Annotated in this window: 14 protein-coding genes; 9 read left to right on the top strand and 5 right to left on the bottom strand. The window is 60.7% G+C overall.

Annotated features, from left to right (window positions below):
* Positions 1-1,508 precede the first annotated feature (1,508 nt).
* The 9 genes from CK230_RS27120 to CK230_RS27075 all read left to right on the top strand — a co-directional run bounded on the left by CK230_RS27120 (position 1,509) and on the right by CK230_RS27075 (position 14,858).
* A complete protein-coding gene (locus CK230_RS27120) occupies positions 1,509-2,594 on the top strand; it encodes an HlyD family efflux transporter periplasmic adaptor subunit (RefSeq protein WP_095795922.1) in 1,086 nt (361 codons plus the stop codon).
* A 31-nt stretch (positions 2,595-2,625) separates the two neighbouring features.
* Positions 2,626-4,782 (top strand): peptidase domain-containing ABC transporter, encoded by a 2,157-nt coding sequence (locus CK230_RS27115; protein ID WP_095795923.1) that lies wholly within the window; start codon positions 2,626-2,628, stop codon positions 4,780-4,782.
* 1,266 nt (positions 4,783-6,048) lie between these two features.
* A complete protein-coding gene (locus CK230_RS27105) occupies positions 6,049-6,303 on the top strand; it encodes a hypothetical protein (protein ID WP_095795925.1) in 255 nt (84 codons plus the stop codon).
* Positions 6,304-6,511: 208 nt separating this feature from the next.
* Positions 6,512-7,597: a RelA/SpoT domain-containing protein gene (locus tag CK230_RS27100; RefSeq protein WP_095795926.1), complete on the top strand. Its 1,086-nt coding sequence runs from the start codon at positions 6,512-6,514 to the stop codon at positions 7,595-7,597.
* A gap of 88 nt (positions 7,598-7,685) precedes the next feature.
* Positions 7,686-10,229: a sigma factor-like helix-turn-helix DNA-binding protein gene (locus CK230_RS27095; protein WP_245330162.1), complete on the top strand. Its 2,544-nt coding sequence runs from the start codon at positions 7,686-7,688 to the stop codon at positions 10,227-10,229.
* Positions 10,230-10,496: 267 nt separating this feature from the next.
* Positions 10,497-12,218: a DEAD/DEAH box helicase family protein gene (locus CK230_RS27090; protein ID WP_348626540.1), complete on the top strand. Its 1,722-nt coding sequence runs from the start codon at positions 10,497-10,499 to the stop codon at positions 12,216-12,218.
* Positions 12,202-12,405 carry a CxC ATPase DNA modification system associated small protein gene (locus CK230_RS27085; protein WP_245430072.1) on the top strand — a complete coding sequence of 68 codons (204 nt, stop codon included), beginning with the start codon at positions 12,202-12,204 and terminating at the stop codon, positions 12,403-12,405. The genes CK230_RS27090 and CK230_RS27085 overlap by 17 nt, the downstream gene beginning before the upstream one ends.
* A complete protein-coding gene (locus CK230_RS27080) occupies positions 12,395-14,374 on the top strand; it encodes a hypothetical protein (protein WP_141246112.1) in 1,980 nt (659 codons plus the stop codon). The genes CK230_RS27085 and CK230_RS27080 overlap by 11 nt, the downstream gene beginning before the upstream one ends.
* 1 nt (position 14,375) lies before the next feature.
* Positions 14,376-14,858, top strand: coding sequence for a hypothetical protein (locus CK230_RS27075; protein ID WP_095795928.1), 483 nt, complete (start codon positions 14,376-14,378; stop codon positions 14,856-14,858).
* Here CK230_RS27075 and CK230_RS27070 read toward each other — a convergent pair.
* The 5 genes from CK230_RS27070 to dndB are packed head-to-tail and all read right to left on the bottom strand — an operon-like array spanning position 14,855 to position 21,002.
* Entirely contained in the window at positions 14,855-16,030 is a 1,176-nt protein-coding gene (locus CK230_RS27070) for an aminotransferase class V-fold PLP-dependent enzyme (RefSeq protein ID WP_095795929.1), read from the bottom strand. The two genes, CK230_RS27075 and CK230_RS27070, sit on opposite strands and share 4 nt — an antisense overlap.
* Before the next feature lie 8 nt (positions 16,031-16,038).
* Entirely contained in the window at positions 16,039-16,416 is a 378-nt protein-coding gene (gene dndE, locus CK230_RS27065; RefSeq protein ID WP_095795930.1) for a DNA sulfur modification protein DndE, read from the bottom strand.
* The gene (gene dndD, locus CK230_RS27060; RefSeq protein WP_095795931.1) at positions 16,397-18,409 is read right to left on the bottom strand and encodes a DNA sulfur modification protein DndD; all 2,013 of its coding nucleotides are present in this window, start codon (positions 18,407-18,409) and stop codon (positions 16,397-16,399) included. The genes dndE and dndD overlap by 20 nt, the downstream gene beginning before the upstream one ends.
* Positions 18,406-19,893: a DNA phosphorothioation system sulfurtransferase DndC gene (gene dndC, locus CK230_RS27055; RefSeq protein WP_095795932.1), complete on the bottom strand. Its 1,488-nt coding sequence runs from the start codon at positions 19,891-19,893 to the stop codon at positions 18,406-18,408. The genes dndD and dndC overlap by 4 nt, the downstream gene beginning before the upstream one ends.
* Entirely contained in the window at positions 19,893-21,002 is a 1,110-nt protein-coding gene (gene dndB, locus CK230_RS27050; RefSeq protein ID WP_095795933.1) for a DNA sulfur modification protein DndB, read from the bottom strand. Before dndB ends, dndC begins: the two co-directional genes overlap by 1 nt.
* Positions 21,003-21,024 lie beyond the last annotated feature (22 nt).

Below are 21,024 nucleotides of genomic sequence, written 5' to 3'. Positions count from 1 at the left end.
CAAATTGCTGGCAAAACGGTTCGCCCCAGCCCTGCGTCGGGCGCGGAGCAACTCCAGGCGGTGGCCATTCCGGAATAGCTGCCGCGACGACGATGAATGAAACCATCAGCAAAGGCAGCTCAATTCGAATGGTTGTGAGCGGCCCGCTTCGGACCCCATTCAATTGCCGACCCGGCTCATGCGTTGACGGGCAGTATCCTGAGGGTGTTTGCGCACATGTTCATGGTGCCCACAATGGAGATCGCCTCAAAAGCGGCGCCCATTCGGAAGCATTAGAACCTCCGCGAAGCTTCCTACGCCGTTGGCACGATTCTTGATGTTCTGATTGAAGGCGGCGATTCTGCCTTCCGGCAGTCGACGCTTGACTGATCTTCATGTGTTATAAGGAGAAAACGATGAATACGGACATGTCTGTATATGGCGTGACTGAGCTAACTCGGGCAGAGGCATCGTCAACTTCTGGTGGGTGGCTTCTCTGGGCATTGTTTGGAGCTTTTAGCATCGCAGTGATAATCGGTGGCATTCTAGAACTAACAAAGAAAAAGCCTACTACTGGTCATTAGCTGGGCTTAGGGAACAATATCTTACCTCCCCAGAACGACCTTTGGTAGGCCGTTGTCGGTTTTGTCGAGTTCCTGACACTGTGCTGTTCGCCCCGATGTGCCGCCGCGCTCACAACTAAGCCGTTGAAACAAAATGGATGAGCGCTGTTTTGCGGCTTTCCTGTACACTTGGCACGACCTTTGATCATCTCGTTGTGCGGCGGCACACGCTGCTACGGTGCATTATTACTTCATCCTGTGATTTCGAGCTCTAGGAAAGGAGAGAAAATGAAGACCACTATGCAGGCCTGCGGTGTGACCGAGTTAACGCGCGAAGAAGCATGTGCAACGTCCGGAGGGTGGTGGTTCTGGGCAGCGGTGGCAGGATTTGGCGCAGTTGCTGCGTTAGGACTGGCTATAGCAGCCTTGGAAAGATATCTTAAGCATCACTAAGACGATTGACAATATTAGCAACTGCCTAGGGTTGACTCGGTCACCTCCAGGCAGGTGTCGTCTGGTTTGTCGCATAAGAAGCGTGATATACGGCCGACGCACTCTCACTTGGGTTGGGAATAAGCTACAGAACGCCTTTTTGGCCTCTAATCTCGTAGTCGGCACGGGTATTGCCGTCTTTAGCCGCGGGTGTGCTGCCGAGCGCAGAATAACCGCCGACATTCATCATTGAATTTTTTTAAAGGGAAAAACAATGAATAGCGACCTGTCAGTATACGGCTTAACCGAGTCGACCCAAGAAGCGGGGATCATCAACTTCCGATGGTCTTGATAGCCTCAGTTTCTGCTGTAGGATTTCGTTGGTGTAGTACGCGCCCAAGACATGATGGATGGTTTGCAACATCATGGATCAACATCATCGTAGCCAGCGAGATCGTCATTAATATCTCACTTGTTCCTGAACTCGCCAACTGCACTGCAGAGAGCATCCTTTCTCGAGGATCAGAGAGATCTTTGATCATCTACGAGATTATTGTGCTCTCGGTGGCTGCGGCCTTGGCGTCGCTGCCTTTCATCACAGTAACGGTATCTTTCCAAAGTGCCGGTATTATTCGACCCACCATCGAGAAGACGCCCCTAGTCGCACCCGTCTCCGGACGCATCTCCCGCATCCTTGCCGCTGAAAACGACCTGGTTGCTCAGGGGCAAGAGATCCTCGCCCTCGATGATGGGGTGGTTGAGGAAAAGCTCAGGGCGCTTAAAGGCAATATTCGCGCAAAGAGCGATTTTGCCAGTGACCTCGAAACCCTGATCTCCTCCGGCACGCAAGCCAAGGACCCGATCCGCCTCTTGACCGAGTTCGCCAAGGCCGAGCGCGCCCATTTCCTCAACCTTGTGCGGGAAAACCAATATGCCCGCGGTAATGCGGCTGCGGAACTTGAGCGTGCTAAGCGACTGCTTTCCTTTGCTGTAGCACCGGCAAAGGCCGTTGAGGAAAAGGCCTTCGCACTTCAGAACCTTGAGATCCAGGGCGAGATCCTCGCCCGGCGCAAATTCGCCGAATGGAACCAGCAGCTGTTCGACGTTAACCTGCGCCTGGAGGAACTCACGGCCGCCTTGCATCAGCTTGAAAGCGAACGGGACCTGACCCGCATTCGAGCCCCCGTATCAGGCGCTCTCGAGCAATTCTCGGGCCTCACTTCCAGCAGCTACGTCCAGGCCGGTCAGACCGTCGCTTGGGTTTCGCCGGATGGTGAACTGGTGGCGGAAATCTTCGTTTCCCCCAACGACATCGGCTTTGTGCGCCCCGGCCAGTCGGTGCGTCTCCAAGTGGATGCCTTTAACTACAATCAATGGGGTGTCATTGACGCGACGGTGCTCGACGTGGCGCACGACTTCACCCTGCACGACGGGAGCCTGGTCTTCAAGGTCCGCTGCGCGCTCTCTCGCCGCCATCTCGCCCTCAAGCACGGGCTCATCAGTAACCTGAAGAAAGGCATGACCGTCCGGGCCCGCTTCCTCCTGGGCGACCGCACTGTCCTGGAACTCCTGTACAACGAGGTCGACGATTGGCTCAATCCGCTCCTGGCGAGCCACTGATTCTCCATTTCCAAACAGTCAGCGAGCCGCTATGTCGAGCAAGATTATCAAGTTCAAGCAGCGCGACATCACGGATTGCGGGGCCGCCAGCCTTGCTTCCGTCGCGGCCTTCTATGGCTACAAGCTGCCCTTGTCGCGAATCCGCCAGTATGCCTCGACCGGCCGCTCCGGCACTACTGTGCTGGGGCTCATGGAAGCGGCCCGGAAGCTGGGCTTCGTTGCCAAGGGGGTAAAGGGTGGTTTCGACAGCCTATACAAGATCCCCAAGCCCGCCATCGCGCACCTAATCGTCAGCGAGGTCCTGCATCACTTCGTCGTAGTCCAGGCGATCAACGCCAGGTGGGTCGTCGTCATGGACCCAGCCTACGGTGAAATCCGCAAGCTGGCGCACGAGGAATTCAAAAAGCAATGGACCGGCGCCCTGGTGCTCCTTGTTCCGGCAGGCACCTTCAAACGCCGCGACGAGACCACCTCACCCCTAGGTCGCTTCGCGCGTCTGCTTGCGCCACACAAGGCGGCGATGGCGCAGGCTCTCGCGGGGGCGCTGGTGACGACGATCCTTGGCCTCTCGACTGCCATTTACGTCCAGAAGATCGTCGACCATGTGATTACAGCGGGCAACCGCAATCTACTCAACCTGATGAGCGTCGCCATGCTCTTGATCTTGGTTGTGCAGATCCTAATCAATCTCCTCAGAAACCGGCTCGTCCTGCAAACGGGGCAGAAGATCGACGTCCACCTAATCCTCGGCTACTACAATCACATCCTAAGCCTGCCTCAGAAGTTCTTCGACAGCATGCGCATGGGCGAAATCATTTCCCGCATGAATGACGCAGTGAAGATCAGGAGCTTCCTGAACGACGTCTCGATCAACATGTTCGTTGACGTGCTAACAATACTGTTCTCGTTAGGGCTGATGTTCATCTACTCCTGGAAGATCGCCTTAGTCGTAGCGGCCTCCATCCCCTTGTACCTCTCGGTCTATTGGATCATCAACCGGCTGAATAGGAATCGTCAGCGCGCCGTAATGGAGAACGCTGCCGAATTAGAGACACAACTGGTGGAATCACTAGGAGCTGTCTCCACAATCAAGATCTCCGGCGTGGCGAGCTTCGCCAACTTTAAAGTGGAGACGCGCTTCATCAAGATGCTGCACTCCGTCTACAGCTCCGGCCTGATCTCGATCTTCGGAGACAGCACCTCGACATTCCTCGCAAATGTATTCACCATCGTGCTGATGTGGTTCGGAACGACACTTGCCCTCGATCAAACCGTCACGCCTGGCGAATTACTCTCCTGCTATACCTTGCTGGGTTATATCACCCGGCCGATTGCCAGTCTGATCCAGACCAACCGGATCGTTCAGGATGCTTTTATCGCGGCGGATCGCCTGTTCGAGATCTTCGACCTAGAGCCCGAAAGCGGTGGGGGCGTCGATGCCGACAAATCCGACATTGGCGACATCCACCTGGAGAAGGTCACGTTCCGCTATGGTAGCCAGCTCGAGCTTTTCGAGGATCTTAGCGTCACCTTCCGCCGGGGCGAAATGACAGCGGTGGTGGGGGAAAGCGGCTCCGGCAAGAGCACGCTTGCGGCGCTGCTGCAAAATGTCTACCCGCTTGAGGGTGGACACATCCGGATCGGCCATTATGCCCTCCAGGACCTGTCGACCGTGTCCCTGCGCAAGGTTGTCGCTGCGGTGCCGCAATCGATCGACGTGTTCTCGGGCTCGGTGATCGACAACATCGCCCTTGGCGAGTTCGAGCCGAACATCGAAAAGATCCTCCAAATCTGCGATCAAACAGGGCTGCGGGAGGTGATCGAGCGCTGGCCCGGCGGCTTCCAGGCCTATCTAGGCGAAAACGGCGTACGCCTCTCCGGGGGCGAGAAGCAGCGCCTTTCGTTGGCTCGGGCTCTGTACCGGGATCCAGAGATCCTGATCCTCGACGAAGCGACATCCTCGCTCGACTCCGTAGCCGAGGCGTTTGTCCTGCGGGTGGTTGAGGATCTGTGTCGGGACGGCAAGACTATCGTCGTCATCTCTCATCGACTGAGCACGATCCGGGGGGCCGACAAAATAGTGGTCTTGGACAAGGGGCGGATCGTCGCGGAGGGAAAGCATGCTGATCTGGTGACAAGAGAAGGCGCCTACGCCCGCTTGTGGCGAGCGCAAACCGGATCCAGCTAATAGCTTCAGGTGTTTGGGCCGGGAGGCATCAAACAGCAGCGGCGAATGTACATCGCCGTCGTTTGATTTCAACCTGGTGGGCGTGCCGCGGTCCGATCGGTCGAGGAGTTTCACGCTCTCGTCCACTGAACCGCAGGCGAGCGCCACACCCTTCTGCAGACGTCACTAAGCCGGTGCTTTTGGCGCCAGGAGTTACTCAGAACCTTGCGTTCTTCGCTAAGGCGAAGGCTTGCAGATTTCTGGACTTTGCCGATCTACTGATCCGCGTGAAATGATCGAATAGAACGCGGCGGGAGGATGTTCTTTCTTCGCCCGCCTTCAGAAAGCTGTTCGGCGTCATGTCCGGGCTCGTACCCTCATCAATGTGCGGCTGCATGCGCAAAGCGCCACGCTCTTAGCCGTGCCGGTGTTCATTGGCTCACGGCAGCGGACAACGAAGTACGCCAGCACCTTCTCGCCTTGCATGATGGAGAGCTTTCTCCACACTCGGTCCTTTCGACCGGGTAAACGACCGCGGCAGCTCGTACCCCCTTCGTCAACAATCGCTTCTCGTCCTCCGAGGTGACGTCATGATGAAGTTGTTATCCGATGAACAGGCGCGATCACGCCCTGAGCTTTCCAGAGCACAAGGTTCGCAGGTGCCCCCTCTGCGGGAAAGCGATCTTAGACTGGAGTTCCGCTGTGCCGTCCGGAATTAACTGTCGCTGTCCGGAATTGAGTCAGGACGTTGAAGCCTGCGCACGTGCCCACGCTGAAATGCTGACGCCTTCTGTCACAACGCGATTGTGGGGGCAGCGCAGAGCGGGACCTTGGTCGATGAGGGTTACCAAACCTGTCGCTGGGGGGTTACCAATGCGCGTATTAGGTGGCGTTAAGGTTACCAATCGGAGCCGGAATAAGCTCAATCAAGACATCTCCTTAAGGCCAGTCGGGAATTAATTGTCGTTGGGGCACATTGGTAACCTGTTGTCCGAAGGGCATTGGTAACCTCTTCGCGCGAAAGCAGCGGGATATCATCGACTTAGCGCGTCCGGCCAACGAACAGATAATTCTTGACTCTAGCTCCCGCCGACGACAGATAATTTCGGACGTCATACCAGATTGCCTTTTATGCGACTTTCCAAGTACAAAAAGAGAACATAGAGGGCTGCTTGAGGCACGTCGCGTTTTAGAGTTTTACGGTGCTGCCACGGTCTACTTCTACGCGATCAGATCCGGCGCGCTTCTTGCCTGGGACGGCCAACAGGTCGGGAACGCGGAAAAGGAATGGTCGCGGCGACCAGACACTTAATTCATGTCACCGACAAGATGCGCGATGAGTGGTATGATTTTTGGCAGCGGGCTCAAGAAATCTACCGCGCGATATGTGCTGACGCCGATACGGCGAAGCGCTGCGAGCAGGTTTGGGCGCTCATTGACGAAACATCACAATATGGCATGTCCGAACTCGACTTCCGTCAGCGTCATCACCGGCTGGAAAAAACCTCTGGATCTGCCATAAAGGTCGATACCGCAAGCTGACGCGTTTCGGCGCTGGATGGTTTCCCAAAAACGCGCCGCGCCTTGCAGTGCCACCGGGAAGCAGGCCCGCCGAGTTGGCGGAGTCGAGCAATGCCATGGTAAAGCCGATGACGGCCGACAGCAGCTTATACGAAAGCAAGTCATACCGGCTCCACATAGCTCGACTTTTTAAGTTCTTTGAGGCACCTTGGGGAGGGGGGACCATAAAGTGTCGATTGCCGAAAAAGTCATCCACGATGCCGTCGCGCGTTATGATCGCGAGCGCGATCGGTATCTGAAGTTAGCTGCGCGCGTGTCGGACATTTGCCGGTCGAACATTGTCGAAGACAACGCGATCCGGGCGCAGGTGACATTTAGAACGAAGACCGTGCGAAGTTTCGAGGGCAAGCTCAAGCGGTTCGCGCGTCGGCCAGACAAGGATTATGCAAGCGTTGATGACGTATTCGTCGGCGTCGGCGACTTCGCGGGCGTGCGGATTGCTACGTACCGCCCGGAAGACGAGAGTAGGGTTACGGAGGAAATAAGGAGGCTGTTCGAGGGCGAAGCCGGTGCTGAGGTATTCGTCGACAAGAAGGACAAGCTGGCCGTCAACAGCTACCAATTCTATCGTGCTACCCATTGCCAGGTCTTCCTTCGGGAAGACGATCTAGTTGGACATTACGAGAATTTGCGCGGCACGAGCTGCGAGATTCAGGTGTGCTCAATGATGGCGCACGTCTGGAACGAGATCGAGCATGATATTGGTTACAAGCCGGAAGGTGGCGGCCCTGGCGAAGCCGAAAAGGGTCTTCTTGAGACGCTCGGCCATCTGACCCGGTCGGGCGATGCCGCGATCACCCGGTTGCTCGCCGCGAACGCCGCACGGATGCAGGAAAATGTCGGGGATTTTGTCAACGTCCATGATTTCGTCGCGCGGCTACGCCCCTATTTTCCGGAAGCAGATCTCTCGGTCAACGCCGGGCAGGCGTTCGATGAGGCCGTGCAGCAGGGGCTGAATTCAGTCGTGAAGCTCAAAGCCTCGCTCGGCGACGACGCGCTTAACCCGGCCGTTTCCGCTAAGCGGATCGAGGCGTTCAATCGCTATCTGGGAACGGTCGACAGCGGGGAATACGCGCTCAACCCAGCCTCCGCTGATGTCGTGACCGTCGCCATACTCGACAAATTTTCCGAGGCGATCTTCGAACGGAACCCATCCGATCGCGGCAAGGGGCGGCCCGCCCGGATAATCTATATCGCTCGGCTCTATGACCGCTTCTTGGAGAGCTTGAGGACCAGCGAGCGCGACGCCGCATGAAATTGCAATCCGCGATACGAGCAGCGCCTTGCCTCACGCGTGATTCAACAAGATTGGCGCGGCGTTCAAGCGTGGCGAGCCGGTTCCGGTGACCGCCCAAGCCCCGGTCGTGCGCGCATCCGACGATAACTCACCCGAGCTGGTGGCTCTTGTTCTCGCCCATGATACCTCCGTGCGGCTACACAATTCCGTCGTTGCCGCGGCCAACGCCGGCACCCTGCCGTTCGCATCGGTTCGTGACTATCTGGCGGCGGGAGCGATGGCCGTGCCAACCATGATGCGCGACGTTCGGCATTTCGGCGCCAAGTCCGCCCGCGAGCTCGATCTGCTCATCAAGGCGACCGGAGACGTCACAGCCGCTGCCGCAGAAATCATCACGCCGGCGCGGGATGGTCCCAGCCCTCAGGAAATTCTCGAAGGGATCGAGCACCTTTCGCTCGCCCAGGCGATCGAAGGAGAGCTTCTGTCGGTCCGGCTCCAAAATGGCTTGGCCGCTCCTGACCTCCGGACGGTGCGCTTCAGTACCGTCGCCCTTGCACTGGACGACTTCCTTGCAACCCTACGGACGCGACCGAATATTGGCAGGACGTCGGTCAAAGAAATGGCGGGGCTTGTGCGACGACTCACGCCACGATTGCTGGCTGAATACGGCGTGCCGCCGGCGCAGATCGCGCGAACCTGCGAAGCCCTGTTCGGTGAGAATCACGCAGCGGATGCGGATGAGGTGGCCGACGACGTCCCGCAGTTCGAAACGCTCGCAGCCTGTCTCGACTGGCTGCTCACCCAATGCGAAGCGCGCGATCGCCTCATCATTGAGCGCAGATTTGGCCTTGGACAGACGCCGTCGGAGACGCTTGAGGACATCGGATCCGACTATGGCGTGACACGCGAGCGCATCCGCCAGATCGAAAAGCGAGCTCTAAAACGCATGCGGGTGCGTATGCGGCGCATTCCGCTCGCGGATCATATCGCAGCAGCGCTGGCCGGCTGGTTGCAGATCAGCGAGGGTCGCGGATGGATTTCTGACAGACAGGCCGATGGCGCATTGCGCAAACTCGATGGTGTCCTTCAACTAGGATTGGAGTTGGTCGAAACGTCGCCCCGGACCTGGCTGTCGGCCATAGCGACGCGCGCCGCTCATGGCTGGATCGGCGCACCGATAGACCCAGACCTGACCCGGACCGCCGCCATCGACCTCGGTGCGTTGCTCAAGCTACCCTTGCCGCGCTCCTTATCTGAAGCTGGCGGATATGATAGACTGCATATCGAAGCAGCGCTCCGAATCGAGCTCGGCCTCGAACTTGAACAGGGCTATGTCGTCCAGTCGAAGCCGGGGCCGCGAATGCGCCGTGCGCTCGGTCTGCACCGCCTGTTGGTCTCGGCGTCGGCCCCCCTTGCCGCCCAGCATCTGATCCCACGCTATCACCAGCTTTGTCCGACCGATCCATGCTCTGCGCGCGACGCGGACATTGTGATGCAGGCGGCGCCGCATCTCTTCATAGAAACGTTTGATCAGGTCTGGTTTGGCATCGGGGCCTGCGGCGACCCTCCTATGCTGGATGATCCTGAAGCGTATGTCCGCAATGACTCCCCCCCGTATGAGGAACAGAATGCGGAGGACGATGGCGAGACGTGCGCAGAGGCGCTCATCGCGGCACTAGAACGCCGCGGACCCGAGCGGCTCCTGACGCTCTACCAGAATGCCGAGGACGTCCTCCCGCCCGGCCGCTCGTCGAACAGCGTCGGGCCGACTTTGCTCAGCAATCCCCACATCTTTGTGCGGCTCCTGCCAGGCGTCTATGGCCTGCATCATCAGGTCCCATCGCCCGACCAGCTCCTTGTTACACCTCCGCCCTACCTCCTCGACAATAATCAGCTGCGCCTGCTGGCGCTTGCGCGCCGCGCCGGCGAGCGTCGCGATGTATTCCCGCTCTGGTCGCTCGAAGGTGAGTTTGCGCTCGCACGGTGGGGTCGCCATCACGGCGCGCCAGAGAATTTTCGCTCGCTGCTGGCCGTCGCGGACATCGCTGCTTGGCCGATCTCCCCGTCGGAGCGAACGCATTGGCAGGAAATGGCACGGCGCGAAGGCCGATTTGAACTTGCCGATGCCCCGCGTCAGGACGCCTATGTCCGCCCCGAGCTGGATCGCCTTCTCGCGGCCTGCATCGAAGCCGTGAACGCTGGTGTGCTCAACTGGATGGCAGTGAACCGCATGGCGGGACGGCGGATTGACAGTCATGCAGCTGCGTCGGTCATGGCGATCTTGTTGGCCCTCGGCGCATTGCACTGCGACAGCGCCGATCCTTCGGCCTGGCAGAGGCCGCATCGGGCAACCGATCGAGCCGAGAACTTGTTCGCGCAAATGATAGACGAGCTTTCCTCAACCGGAACCCTGGCTTGGGACCACGGTACCGGATTGAAGCTGCAAGATGACATACGCGCCGCCGGTACCGATATGCGGGGCTGGCCCGAGCCAGGCCGGCTTGCCGAGATGTTCGAAGGCCGCGGCAGCGCCCCGATCGCATCGGGGAGTATGGTGATCGATCCGCTCGACGCCATTATGGCTGAGAGCCGCCAATCTGCCGAGAGGCAGAAGCGCGAGGACCTGCTACGTTGGTTGCTCGAGGAATGATGCGGCATCGGGGCTTGAATGACTAAGGGGGCTGAGCACACCGGCTTTCATCCAAAGAGTCACTACCGGAGCGGCCACGACAGCCTCGCCGACGATTTTTTTGCGCCTTGCATTCGGGAGGCCAGTCTCTATCGTCGTGCCGCTGGATATTTCTCCAGCACTGCTTTGCTCGCCTGGATCGATGGGCTTCCTCGGGCCGCGCTCAAGATGCTGTCCATCCGTCTTATTTCGTCGCCGATGATCTCCGAGGCGGACCGGCGCACGTTGATGACACTCGACGATGAGCACGCGCGTGCCGCCTACCGGGCGATCGTCGTCGATCGCATCCTGGAAGAAATTGCCGACCTTGCGCTCTCACCCAACGACATCGCGATCCGTGCGCGCGTCTTCGCCTGGCTTATTGCCAATGACCGGCTCGAGCTGAAGTTCGCTTTTCCGGAGCATCTCGACGAACCCGGCATCTTCCATGAGAAGTTCGGCATCTTTGATCTGGAGGGCGGTGGCAGGATCGCCTTCACCGGCTCGGCGAACGAGACGACCGGCGGCCATAGCCGCAACTATGAGAGCATAGATGTCTATTGCGACTGGCTGCTTGGCGAACAGGACCGCGTCGCTACCAAGGCCGAGCAGTTCGATGAAACCTGGGCGGGCGAAGCAGCCGGTCTCGCCGTCGTTACGCCGTCGGCGAAGATCTTGGACAGGCTGCGGCAGAATGCCGATTGGCCGTTCGTCGAACCGCCGCCTCAGGAGAAGTCCGACGAACCTGCAGAAGTCGATCCGCGCTGGCGTCATCAGGACGAGGCGGTGGCGGCGTTCCTGGAAAATCCCGCGGGCATTATCGAAATGGCGACCGGCACCGGCAAGACACGGACAGCGATCAAAATACTGGCTCATCTCGTTTCCAAGGGCGCGATCAACTGCGCCATCGTCACGATGGAAGGGACCGACCTGCTCGAGCAATGGGCGGGAGAGCTCGACGCCTGGAATCTGGATGGCGGTCCGAAATGGCTAATCTATCGTCATTTCGGAGGAAATCACGAGATGGGCGACTTCCTCGTTGATCCGGAAAAGACGCTCATTGTCGTCTCGCGCGGGCAACTCGCCCGATTGCTCCCGCGCTTGCCCGACCGAATCAAGGCCAAGGCACTCATCATCCATGACGAAGTTCATGGGCTCGGCACGCCGAGCTTGGTGGCAAGCCTGGCAGGCCAGCATGCCGCATTTGGCTGGCGCATCGGTCTAAGTGCCACGCCCGACCGCGCCTATGACGCCGAGGGAAATGAGTTCATCACCAGCGAACTAGGACCGACCCTGTACCGCTTCCCGCTCGAAAGGGCGATCGCGCGCGGGGTGCTCAGCGAATTCGATTATCGGCCGCTTGCCTATGACCTGACCGATGGCGACCGCGAGCGGCTTCGCCTCGTCTATGCCAAGAAGGCCGCGCGCTTCCGCGAAGGCCGGCCGATGGGGAACGAAGAACTCTGGACCGAGATCGCCAAGGTCTACAAGACCGCCGAAGCCAAGCCCGATATCTTCGAGGAGCATCTGCGGGTCGCCCCGGAGATCCTGAACCGCAGCATCGTGTTCGTCGAGACGATCGAATATGGTGAGCGCATCCTCGCTTCGATCCATCGCCGCACCCACCGCTACCGCACCTATTATGCCGATGATGATCGCGACCATTTGATCGCCTTTGCGCGCGGCGATATCGATTGCCTCATCACCTGCCATCGCATCTCGCAAGGCATCGACATCCGCTCACTCAACGCGGTGATCCTGTTCGCCTCCGCACGCGCCAAGCTCGAGACGATCCAGCGGATCGGGCGCTGCTTGCGGATCGACCCGACTAATCTCGGCAAGCGCGCACTTGTGGTGGACTTCGTGCGACCGGGAGGTGAAGCTGACGCCATCCCGAACGCGGATCAGGAACGCAACGCGTGGCTTATGGAGCTCGCGACGGTACGGAAAGGAGATGATCATGGCACTTGATTCCGCATTGGCGGCCGCATTGCGCGAAGCCGTCGAGGAAAGCGGTCAACCGCGGGCGCTGTCGCTCCGGCTCGAAGCATGGCTTCAGGCCATGACCGAGGGCGACGACGCGCAGGAAGACCAGGCCCAACGCTACGAGGATGTCCGCGAAGCCGTTCAGTTGGAGGGACCGCCGAGTGCGAATTGATATTGCCGGATGGTCAACATCGGGACTGCGCTGTCCCGATGTCGTCATTGATCTCATCGGGCCTGCGCCCGCGACACCCAAGGTGACCTTGCTGCAGATGCCCAACGGCACCGGCAAGACCACCACGCTTGAGATGCTGATCGCGACGCTGAGCGGGGTCGCGACGTCGTGGGACGAGAAGATGGTGCGAGGCTATCGCCGCAAGGGCGATGATCGCGACCTCGGCACCTTCGTCGTGTCGCTGCTCGTTGATGGTCGGCCCTTGTCGATCGAGCTGGTCCTCGACTTCGAAATGGGCACTGCGCGCTATCGGACCACCAATCCGGGCAGCGGCGGCGTGGTCCAATCTTGGGCGCCGCCACCACTCGTGCGCCGCTTTCTCGCCAGGGAATTTCTCGGCCTGTTCGTCTTCAACGGCGAGTTTGCCGCACGCCTGCTCGACGAGCGGCAGACGGCGGCGGACGACGCGATCGATGCGCTCTGCCAGCTCTATCTCCTCGATGAGGTGGAGGATTTCGTGGAGCAGGAATGGTCGCGGCGGACCAAGCAGGCAGGGGCGAAGAGCGACGGCGCCCTGACGCGTCTGCGCACCCAGCTTGCCAATATGACCGCGCGGCGCGGGATCATTGTCCAGGCAAGGGCGAAGGCCGAGGGCCAGGTGCGCGACACCGCCGCAGACATGGCGGATCTGAGCGCGAAGATCGAAGAGCGTCTGGGAACCGGTCGATCGACCCGTGAACAGTTCAATGAAGCCAAGATCGAGATGACGCGGACGGATGGCGCACTCGTTGTCGCGGCTGGCAATGCGATGCAGGCGCTTCGCCAGCCGCTGGCCGTCCACCCGTCCTTCGCCGCATCGCTGATCGCTCTCAAGGACAATCTCGACAATCTGCGCCTACCCGAGAACACCTCGGCCCAGTTCTTCAACGAGCTTCTCGACGAAGACGAGTGCATCTGCGGCCGGGAGATGACGCCCGGCGCCAAGCATGAGATCGGGATCCGATCGCTTCGTTATCTCGACGCATCGGAATCCGGCGTTATCAACGCAATCAAGCAAGACATTGGCGATTTCACCGCCTCGTCCGAGACCCAGTCACCCGCCGAAAGCCTTGCGGGCGCGATAGCGCAGCTCGGAGGAGCCCGCCGAGATCAGAAAATGGCACGGCAGACCGTGCTCGCGCTTCAGCAAAAACTGATCGACGAGGGCGATGAGGAGCTGAGGGCATGGCAGCAGCAGCTCGACAAGCAGACCAAGCTTAATGCCGAGTGCGCGCGGCTCGTTCAGGAGATTGATGCCGACGACGAGAAGGACGGCGCATCCGACCCGTGCTCGCTCAAGCTGATCGACAAGAAGGTTAAGGATTTCGGAAGCAAGATTTCTGAGATCACTGAGACGGTGACACTCCGCAAGCAGACCGATGTCGTCAAAGGCATCATGGCGCGCACCAAGGAGCTTGCCAGACTGAAGATCAAGGCCGAACTCATTGCGCTCAGCAATTCCCGCCTCGAGAAAGTGCTCGCCAATGATCCGCTGACGATCGCCCGGATCGATCGTTCCATCCGCCTGGAGGGTCAGGGCACGGGCAGCACCGCGCAGGTGCTGGCTGCGGGCTACGTCTTCCTGATGAGCGCGCTTCGCCGTGGCAACAACGATTTCCCGCTGGTCGTCGACAGCCCGGCCAACCCGATGGACATGGGCCGGCGGCGCCGCGTCGGTGCCTTGATCCCCGAGCTTTGCAGCCAGTTTGTCGCGTTCACGATCAACACCGAGCTGCCGGGCTTCGTGCCCGCGCTGGCGGGCGCGACCGACGAGATCCGCTATCTGACGATGTTCCGGAAGACCCCAGGGACGGCACGGCTACTTCCCTCGCTTCCGACGACCGGCGTCACCCAAAATGACCATTCCGTGGTCGTCGAGGGCAGCGACTATTTCATGAGCTTCGACGTCACCGATGAGGAGGACGAATAGGATGGCCTATTTTCGCCTCCGCACCGACGCGCAAAGCTGGTTCTCCGAGATCGCGGACGCGCCGCCGTTCCGCACCAAGTTCGACGTCTTTTACCTGTGCCTGCTCGCGGGTCTCGCCAGTGGACGCGCCACCGAACTGGCCGGCGCGGCGCATCCCGCGACCGATCTGGTCGAGAAATTCGTCGAGGATTATCGTCCGGCGAGCCGCCTAATTATAGGGCTGCTGGTAACCGCCGAGCTCCGCAAGAGCGGAATCGACGTCAGCGAAAAGGCGCAGGTCCGCGCGCTCTTCAAGCGGCTGGTCGATTCCGAGAGTCCGAACAGCCTGACCGAGCAGGGGATGCGGCGGCTCAACGCCTATGCAAGCGGTGGCTATGAATATCTCGCCGAACAGCGTGACATGAAGCCCTATACGGCGGAAGAGTTCATCCAGAGTTACACGGCGCTGATCGGGGACGCCGTTGTAAAGGCGACGCTGGCCTAGGCGGTCGCGCGTGCCGGCATCGGCTCGGATCGCCTCAGCCGCGTGCACTCCTCAATGATAAGCGAGGCGGCAGCGCTCATTTGCGCCTCGGTCGTGAACCGACCCGGCGCGATCCGGAACGCCCCGCGCGCGCGCTCGGTGTCGCCGAACATGGCGAGCAGAACGTGCGACGTCTCGATCTTGTCGGTCGCGCATGCGCTCGACGCGGAAAAGCTCAGCTGGTCGCGCAGGCGGCGCATCAACGCCAGGGGTTCTAGTCCCGGAATCGAGAAGGACAGATTGTTCGGCAGACGCTCGGTCGGGTGACCGTTGAGCAAAGCTCCGGGCACATGTTCCAGCACGGCGTCGCGGAAGGTGGTGCACAGGCTGGACAATCGCACTGCCTCGGATTTCGCTGTTCGCTTCGCGATCGCCATCGCCGTCCCCATGCCGACGATCCCGGCCGTGTTGAGAGTGCCGGGCCGCAGACCGCGCTCCTGGCCGCCACCGAAGAGTATGGGCGTGAGCTTAACCCGTGGTCGCCGCGCCCGCACGTAAAGCGCGCCAATCCCCTTGGGGCCATAGGCTTTGTGCGCGGACAGGCTGGCGAGATGGATATTGTCGCGCTCCACATCGATATCGCCATAAGCGGCGATCTGCGCCAGATCGGTGTGGAAGATCACGCCGCGCGCCGCGCACAGAGCGCCAATCTCTTGGATCGGCTGGAGCGATCCCACCTCGTTGTTCGCCCCCATAACCGACACCAAGGCGGTGTCGTCGCAAAGGCTGTCTGCAATAGCCGACACCGAGACTCGGCCATCTTCACCTACCGGCACATAGGTAACTCGCCAGCCCTCGCGTTCCAGGGCGCGCGCCGGCTCGAGTATGGCGGGATGCTCGATCGCCGTCGTTACCAAATGCTTCTTGCCGGGATTGGCGCGCGCCATGCCGAAGATCGCGAGATTGTCGGCCTCGGTGCAACTGCCGGTGAAGACGATCTCATTTTCGCGCGCGCCGATCGCGTCGGCAACAAGCGCGCGAGACATGGCGATCGCGCGCGCCGCCGCGTGACCGTCTTCATGCACCACGCTCGACGGATTGCCGAATATCTCGCGGAGATAGGGTTCCATCGCTTCGATCACGCCGGGATCGATTGGTGTCGTCGCATTGTGGTCGAGATAGATCCTGTCCATCGCAGCGGTCAGGCCTCCAGTGGTACGAGCCGGAGCAAGTCCGTCGGCGATTTCGCGCGCACGGCCAGCGTGCCCACACCGCGATGGATGTGACCGCGCAGACGGTCGAGGAGCGCCCCGTCGCCCAGCTCGCTGTCTCCCGATTGGCCTTCCTCGACCCAGCGCAGCAATGCGGCGATCAGAGCACCATATTCACCCGTCAGCGTATAGGCGTTGAACTCGGACCCGTCTTCGTCGAGTGTAGCTGCGCCGCCTAGTGGTCCTTCTTCCAGCGATATCATGATCGCCATGCGGCAGAGCAGGTTGGGCGTGATCCCGGTGCGCTGTCGAAGCGAGCGCAGCTTGCTCGTCGCGTCGCTGGAGATCTTAAGCTTGCTGTAGTGCATGGATCCTCCCCGCAAACCCGCTCGCGAAATAGCCGTTCGACACCACCGTCCGTCCGGCCTCATGGTCATAGTCGAGCCTGAACGCGTGAGACACGCTCGGTGCCAGATCGCGCATCAAGGCCTCGTCGATCTCGGTGTCGGTTGACAGCAAAATCACCTGGTGCGAGGCGGCGGGGAAATAGTAACCAGTGAGCTTCGCGCGATGCTCCGAATCAAGCCGGGCGAGCGGCGTATCGATGATCATGGGCAGCGGCCGGCCGCTCGTCCGCGCCAGCGCCCAGAGCATCGCGATAGCGTAGATCTGCTTTTCGCCGGCGGACAAGGCAGACTTCGGTATCTCCCCGTGCCCTCGGTCGATCAGGGTTGTCGCAAATGTCTCAGGGTCGATCCGCACATCGGCAATGAGATCCGCCTTGCGTGCGAGCCGGTTGAAGCAGTTCACAAATTCGGTACGGAGCTGACCCAGCTTATGCTCAAGCAGGCGCTTCTCATAATCGGCGAGCGCTTTCGCGGTTCGCGCGGCAAGCTCCGAGCGCTCCATCGCCTTGGCCGAACCGGCCTGCTCGTCTTCGAGACGTCGCCGGTCGCGATCAAGGGTGACCATCTGGCCACGCAGCAATTTGAGTTCTTCCTGCCGCGAGTTGAGCGCCGCCTCGGTCGCTCCGACCTTCTGTTCCGCCAAGCGCAGCTCATCGAGCAACACCCCGGCCGCAGCATTGTCGGCGCGGGCAAGCGCGGTATCGAGCGCCCGCGCCTTCGCGGTTAGCGCGTCTAGCTCCTTGAGCAAGGCGCGTGCGCGCGGACGAACGTCCAACTCCACCTCGGCCAGCCGGCCCAGTGCCGCAGCGCCATCGCCGACTTCCCGAAAGGCGGCATGGCTCTGCACCTGCGTGTGAGGTCGCGACTGCGCATCGAAGAAATGCTGGAGATCGGACCAGTGCTTGGCGTCCCACTTGCCTTGCCGCTGTGCGGATTTGTCGGCGCGCCAGGCGACCAGTAGGCCCCGCACAAGCGTCAGCGAGCCTTGCTGCCGTTCGGGCCCATTGGCCTGTGCCAGTGCTGCACGGAAGCTCCCGACCAGCTTGGGCGCTAGGGTGAACGGCAGCAGCTTGTTCGACAGGTCTCGCAACTCGTGCTCGCAACGGGTGATGCCCCGCTTGGCCTCGTCGCGTTCCGCCTCGGTTCGTGCCCGGTGCAGGGCAACGTCGCCGCCCTCCGCGACGAACTGGCGCCGCACCCGCTCGGCCTGGCGAGCCTGCGAATCGCGCGCCGACACCAGCTCGGCCACCGCATCGCCAATCTCCTCGGCGCGCCGGGCGGCGGCTGCGATCTCGCGGTTGACCGCTTCCAGCAGCTTCGCGGTCGACGCCCCATCACCGTCGCGCAGATGCCGCGCCAGATAGAGGCCGAGATCGGCACGGAGGCGACCGACCAGGTCAATCCCGAGCAGTCCCCGCATCGCCTCGGCGAGGTGCTCGTTCTCGGCTTCACCGTCGGCGATCTCGCTGATCTTTTCGCCATCAAAAAAGAAGAGTTGCGAAACGCCAGGCGGGATCAACTCCTGCAGAAAATGGTGCCATTCCTCGCGCGGGACCGAGGTGACGGTCGTTCCATCCTTTTCCAGCAGCAGGCTTTCCACGAGGGACTTACCGCGCACCGACCATTCGCGGCGCACCCGATAGCGATGGACGACGCCGGCTTCGGCATAGTCGAACTCCAGTCCGACCGCCGCGGCCATGTTCCCAGCGTGGCGATTGATCCGGCCGCGCAGATAGGCTTCGTAATCCGACTGGGCGACCCGCGCGCCCAGCGCGCGCCGGCCATATAGGGCAAGGCGGACGGCCTCCAGGAACGTGGTCTTGCCCGCTCCGTTCTTGCCGCCAACGAGCACAATTGGGCACGCATCGCCCCGCCGGCTGCGCGGCACAAGGTCGATTTCCGTCGTTCCGACATAGAGGCCAAAATTCTCAAGTACTACGTTCCGCAAAATCATTCGGCATCACCCTCGCGTGTCGCGATCAAAGCGAGCGTCCCTTCTCCTTCCTCGTCAAACTCGGCGCCTTCCAGTTCGACCGCGGGGCGGCCTGACAGCCGCTCGGCAAGCACGATGTCCAGGCCGCGCCATTCCTGCCGGAACAGATCCTCTATGCGGGTATGGACCGCGTGACGGCGCTTCAATCCATGCGCGGCGCGCTCGACGTCGAGCAGCTTGATGACAAGCTCGGTCGGCACCTCGTGATCGGCGCAGATCGCATCGAGGAGTTGGCTATCATCGGCGGTGAAAGTGACGGAATCCTCGGCAATCCAGTTGAGATCCCGGCCAAGCACCTCGCGTACGATCTGCGGCACTGCGTCCGCCCAGTCGCCGCGCTCGGCGCGCCAGATCCGCCGGATTTCATGCAGCTCGGCGTCGTGGACAAGCAGGGTCTCATCGCCCGGAGGCGCCTCGCGCTGGACGCGGATCTGCGTTTCCAGCAGTCGGCGCAGCAGCGTCTTGCAGAAGTCCAGCGTATAGGGTCCGGGCACCGGCGTATCGGTGCCCTTGATGAAGGCGACCTGGCCGCTGCGACGCCTGAAATCGCGGTAAAGCTTCTTCTTTTCGGGCGCCTGGGTCTCGGCGAGCAGATCGCGGAATTCGAGCAGCGGCTCAAGCCAGTCTTCGCCGGAATCGATCATCGCTTCCATTGACCGATCGCGTTCGACGACGGTGCAGACCCAGCATCCGAAGCGCGAATTCCCACAGCTCGGGGTCGTGGTATCGACCACCAGCGGGCATTCGCCTGCCTGTGCATTGCGGTACATCGCGACAAGGTCGCGATTGTCATTGCCCCAAGGCGATGGGTTCTGAAGCAAATAGGTCCAGACGTCATCGGTCGTGAGCGCCTCGATCGGTCCGTAAACAAAGGCGTTCAATAGCGACGAATGCCGCGAAAGAGGCGATCCCTTGATCCGGTGGAACGACATGACCTGCGCGCGAGTCGCGCTTTCCGACGAGCGCACGCCCAGGATCATCACGACCTCGCCGAAATCGGCGATTTTGGATTTGATGAAATCGTTGGCCGGCTCGATCTTGAGCCGCTCAGTGCACCAGCGGAAGCGCCGCGACGGCGCCGGATATCCCCGACCGATCATGTTGACCCAGAAGCTGCGATCGACCGTCGGCATGACCTTTTCGGTCTTGATCGGCAGGCCCTGTTCGGCCGCGGCCTTCTCGATCCGCTCCAGCGTCACGTCGATATAGCGCACGATGACCGGCGTCTCGACCAGGGTATCGGAACTGATCACGTAGATCGGCTTTTGGCGCTGCTCGGGTGGCAGGGCCAAAAGCGCCTTCCAGACCATTTGCAATGCGCAGGTCGAGTCCTTGCCGCCTGAGTATCCGACCACCCAGGGCCGACTATCCGACAAATAGACCTGCTGGATTTCGCGGTAGCGGTCGTCAAGGCCGTCGCCGTCGAGCATAGATGTCCGCGCCATCAGCCAACCGCCTTCATCGGGAAGTCCGTCGGTGCGTAGAGATCCTCGACACGCTGACCCTCCTGATCGAGCGACAGGCCAAGGGCCCGCACAATCACGTTGGTCACCAGGGTGACATTGTTCTTCGACTTGTTGACCTTGCCGGCCACCAGAGCGCGGTTGTCCCATAAGGTGCGATTGACCCGCGCCCAGTCGATCATGCGCAGCTTGGCCAGCCTCTTGGCCCAATCTTTGGGATGCGACTTGATCAATTGGGCTCCGGCCTTCGCGATCGCCAGGACGGCGACACCATGCGCGTGGATGTAGTCGCGGCGGAGCTCGAACGAGGACACCTCGCGTGTCCCGACACGCTGCCAGTCGGGCATCTGGGCGATAACCGCGTTCCAGAATGCGATCGCCAGCGCCTTGTCTTCCGCATCGATAGTCCCCGACTTGGGTTTGCCGATCAGCTCCCCGGTCGCCTGATGCAGGCTGCTCAGCGTAAAAAACTTGATCGAGCGGTTTGAGATGCTCGTTCCGTCGTAGCAGGTGAAATCCCGAAACAGCGGGATCGCCTGGACGACGTCGCGCGACAGGCCAGCCAGGGCATCGCGGTGGTTGTAAAGGATCTTGATCGATTTCGTCGGCCGGACCGCATGGATGTTGAGATCGGCGAACATCTGCTGCGACCGGTGCAGGCCCTTGTCGACGAAGACGACCACGGAGATGGTCTCGTCGCCAAGCGTCGGGCGCTCGCGAACAGCGTCCTCAATGGCGGCGCGGCGGTGCTGGCCGTCGTTGATCAGGATCGTCGCGCCCATGTCGATTCGCAGCTGGCCGACCTTGCGCAGCGGGCCTTCGGTGGCGGCCGGCTCGAACTCGATCTCCCCATCGATCGACGCGCAGAGCGAAGAAAGAATATATTCGCTGGCATTGGCGGTGATGTAGTTGGCTATGGCCGGAACACGCGCCTTGTTGAGGACGCGTTGCGCGCGGAGCTCGGGCGGCATCGCCTCATCGTCGAACTTAAAGAGCCGCGGCACAACCTTGAGTGGCACCATGATTACAAAATAGGCACTGCCCGCTTGGACACCACGAATGGCCGTGAATTCTAGGCTGTTGCCGTCCATCGAAAGGCTCCCGCGTGAGGAA

Source organism: Mesorhizobium sp. WSM3859 (genome assembly GCF_002295065.1).
Taxonomy (GTDB): Bacteria; Pseudomonadota; Alphaproteobacteria; order Rhizobiales; family Rhizobiaceae; genus Mesorhizobium.
The sequence above is the reverse complement of the archived record's forward strand: the minus strand, read 5'-3'. Positions and strand labels throughout refer to the sequence as shown.

Coding starts and splice junctions, on each gene's coding strand:
- CK230_RS27115 (WP_095795923.1), top strand. CDS start 2,626: ATGTCGAGCAAGATTATCAAGTTCAAGCAGCGCGACATCACGGATTGC.
- CK230_RS27105 (WP_095795925.1), top strand. CDS start 6,049: ATGGTCGCGGCGACCAGACACTTAATTCATGTCACCGACAAGATGCGC.
- CK230_RS27090 (WP_348626540.1), top strand. CDS start 10,497: ATGACACTCGACGATGAGCACGCGCGTGCCGCCTACCGGGCGATCGTC.
- CK230_RS27085 (WP_245430072.1), top strand. CDS start 12,202: ATGATCATGGCACTTGATTCCGCATTGGCGGCCGCATTGCGCGAAGCC.
- CK230_RS27075 (WP_095795928.1), top strand. CDS start 14,376: ATGGCCTATTTTCGCCTCCGCACCGACGCGCAAAGCTGGTTCTCCGAG.
- CK230_RS27070 (WP_095795929.1), bottom strand. CDS start 16,030: ATGGACAGGATCTATCTCGACCACAATGCGACGACACCAATCGATCCC.
- dndE (WP_095795930.1), bottom strand. CDS start 16,416: ATGCACTACAGCAAGCTTAAGATCTCCAGCGACGCGACGAGCAAGCTG.
- dndD (WP_095795931.1), bottom strand. CDS start 18,409: ATGATTTTGCGGAACGTAGTACTTGAGAATTTTGGCCTCTATGTCGGA.
- dndC (WP_095795932.1), bottom strand. CDS start 19,893: ATGGCGCGGACATCTATGCTCGACGGCGACGGCCTTGACGACCGCTAC.
- dndB (WP_095795933.1), bottom strand. CDS start 21,002: ATGGACGGCAACAGCCTAGAATTCACGGCCATTCGTGGTGTCCAAGCG.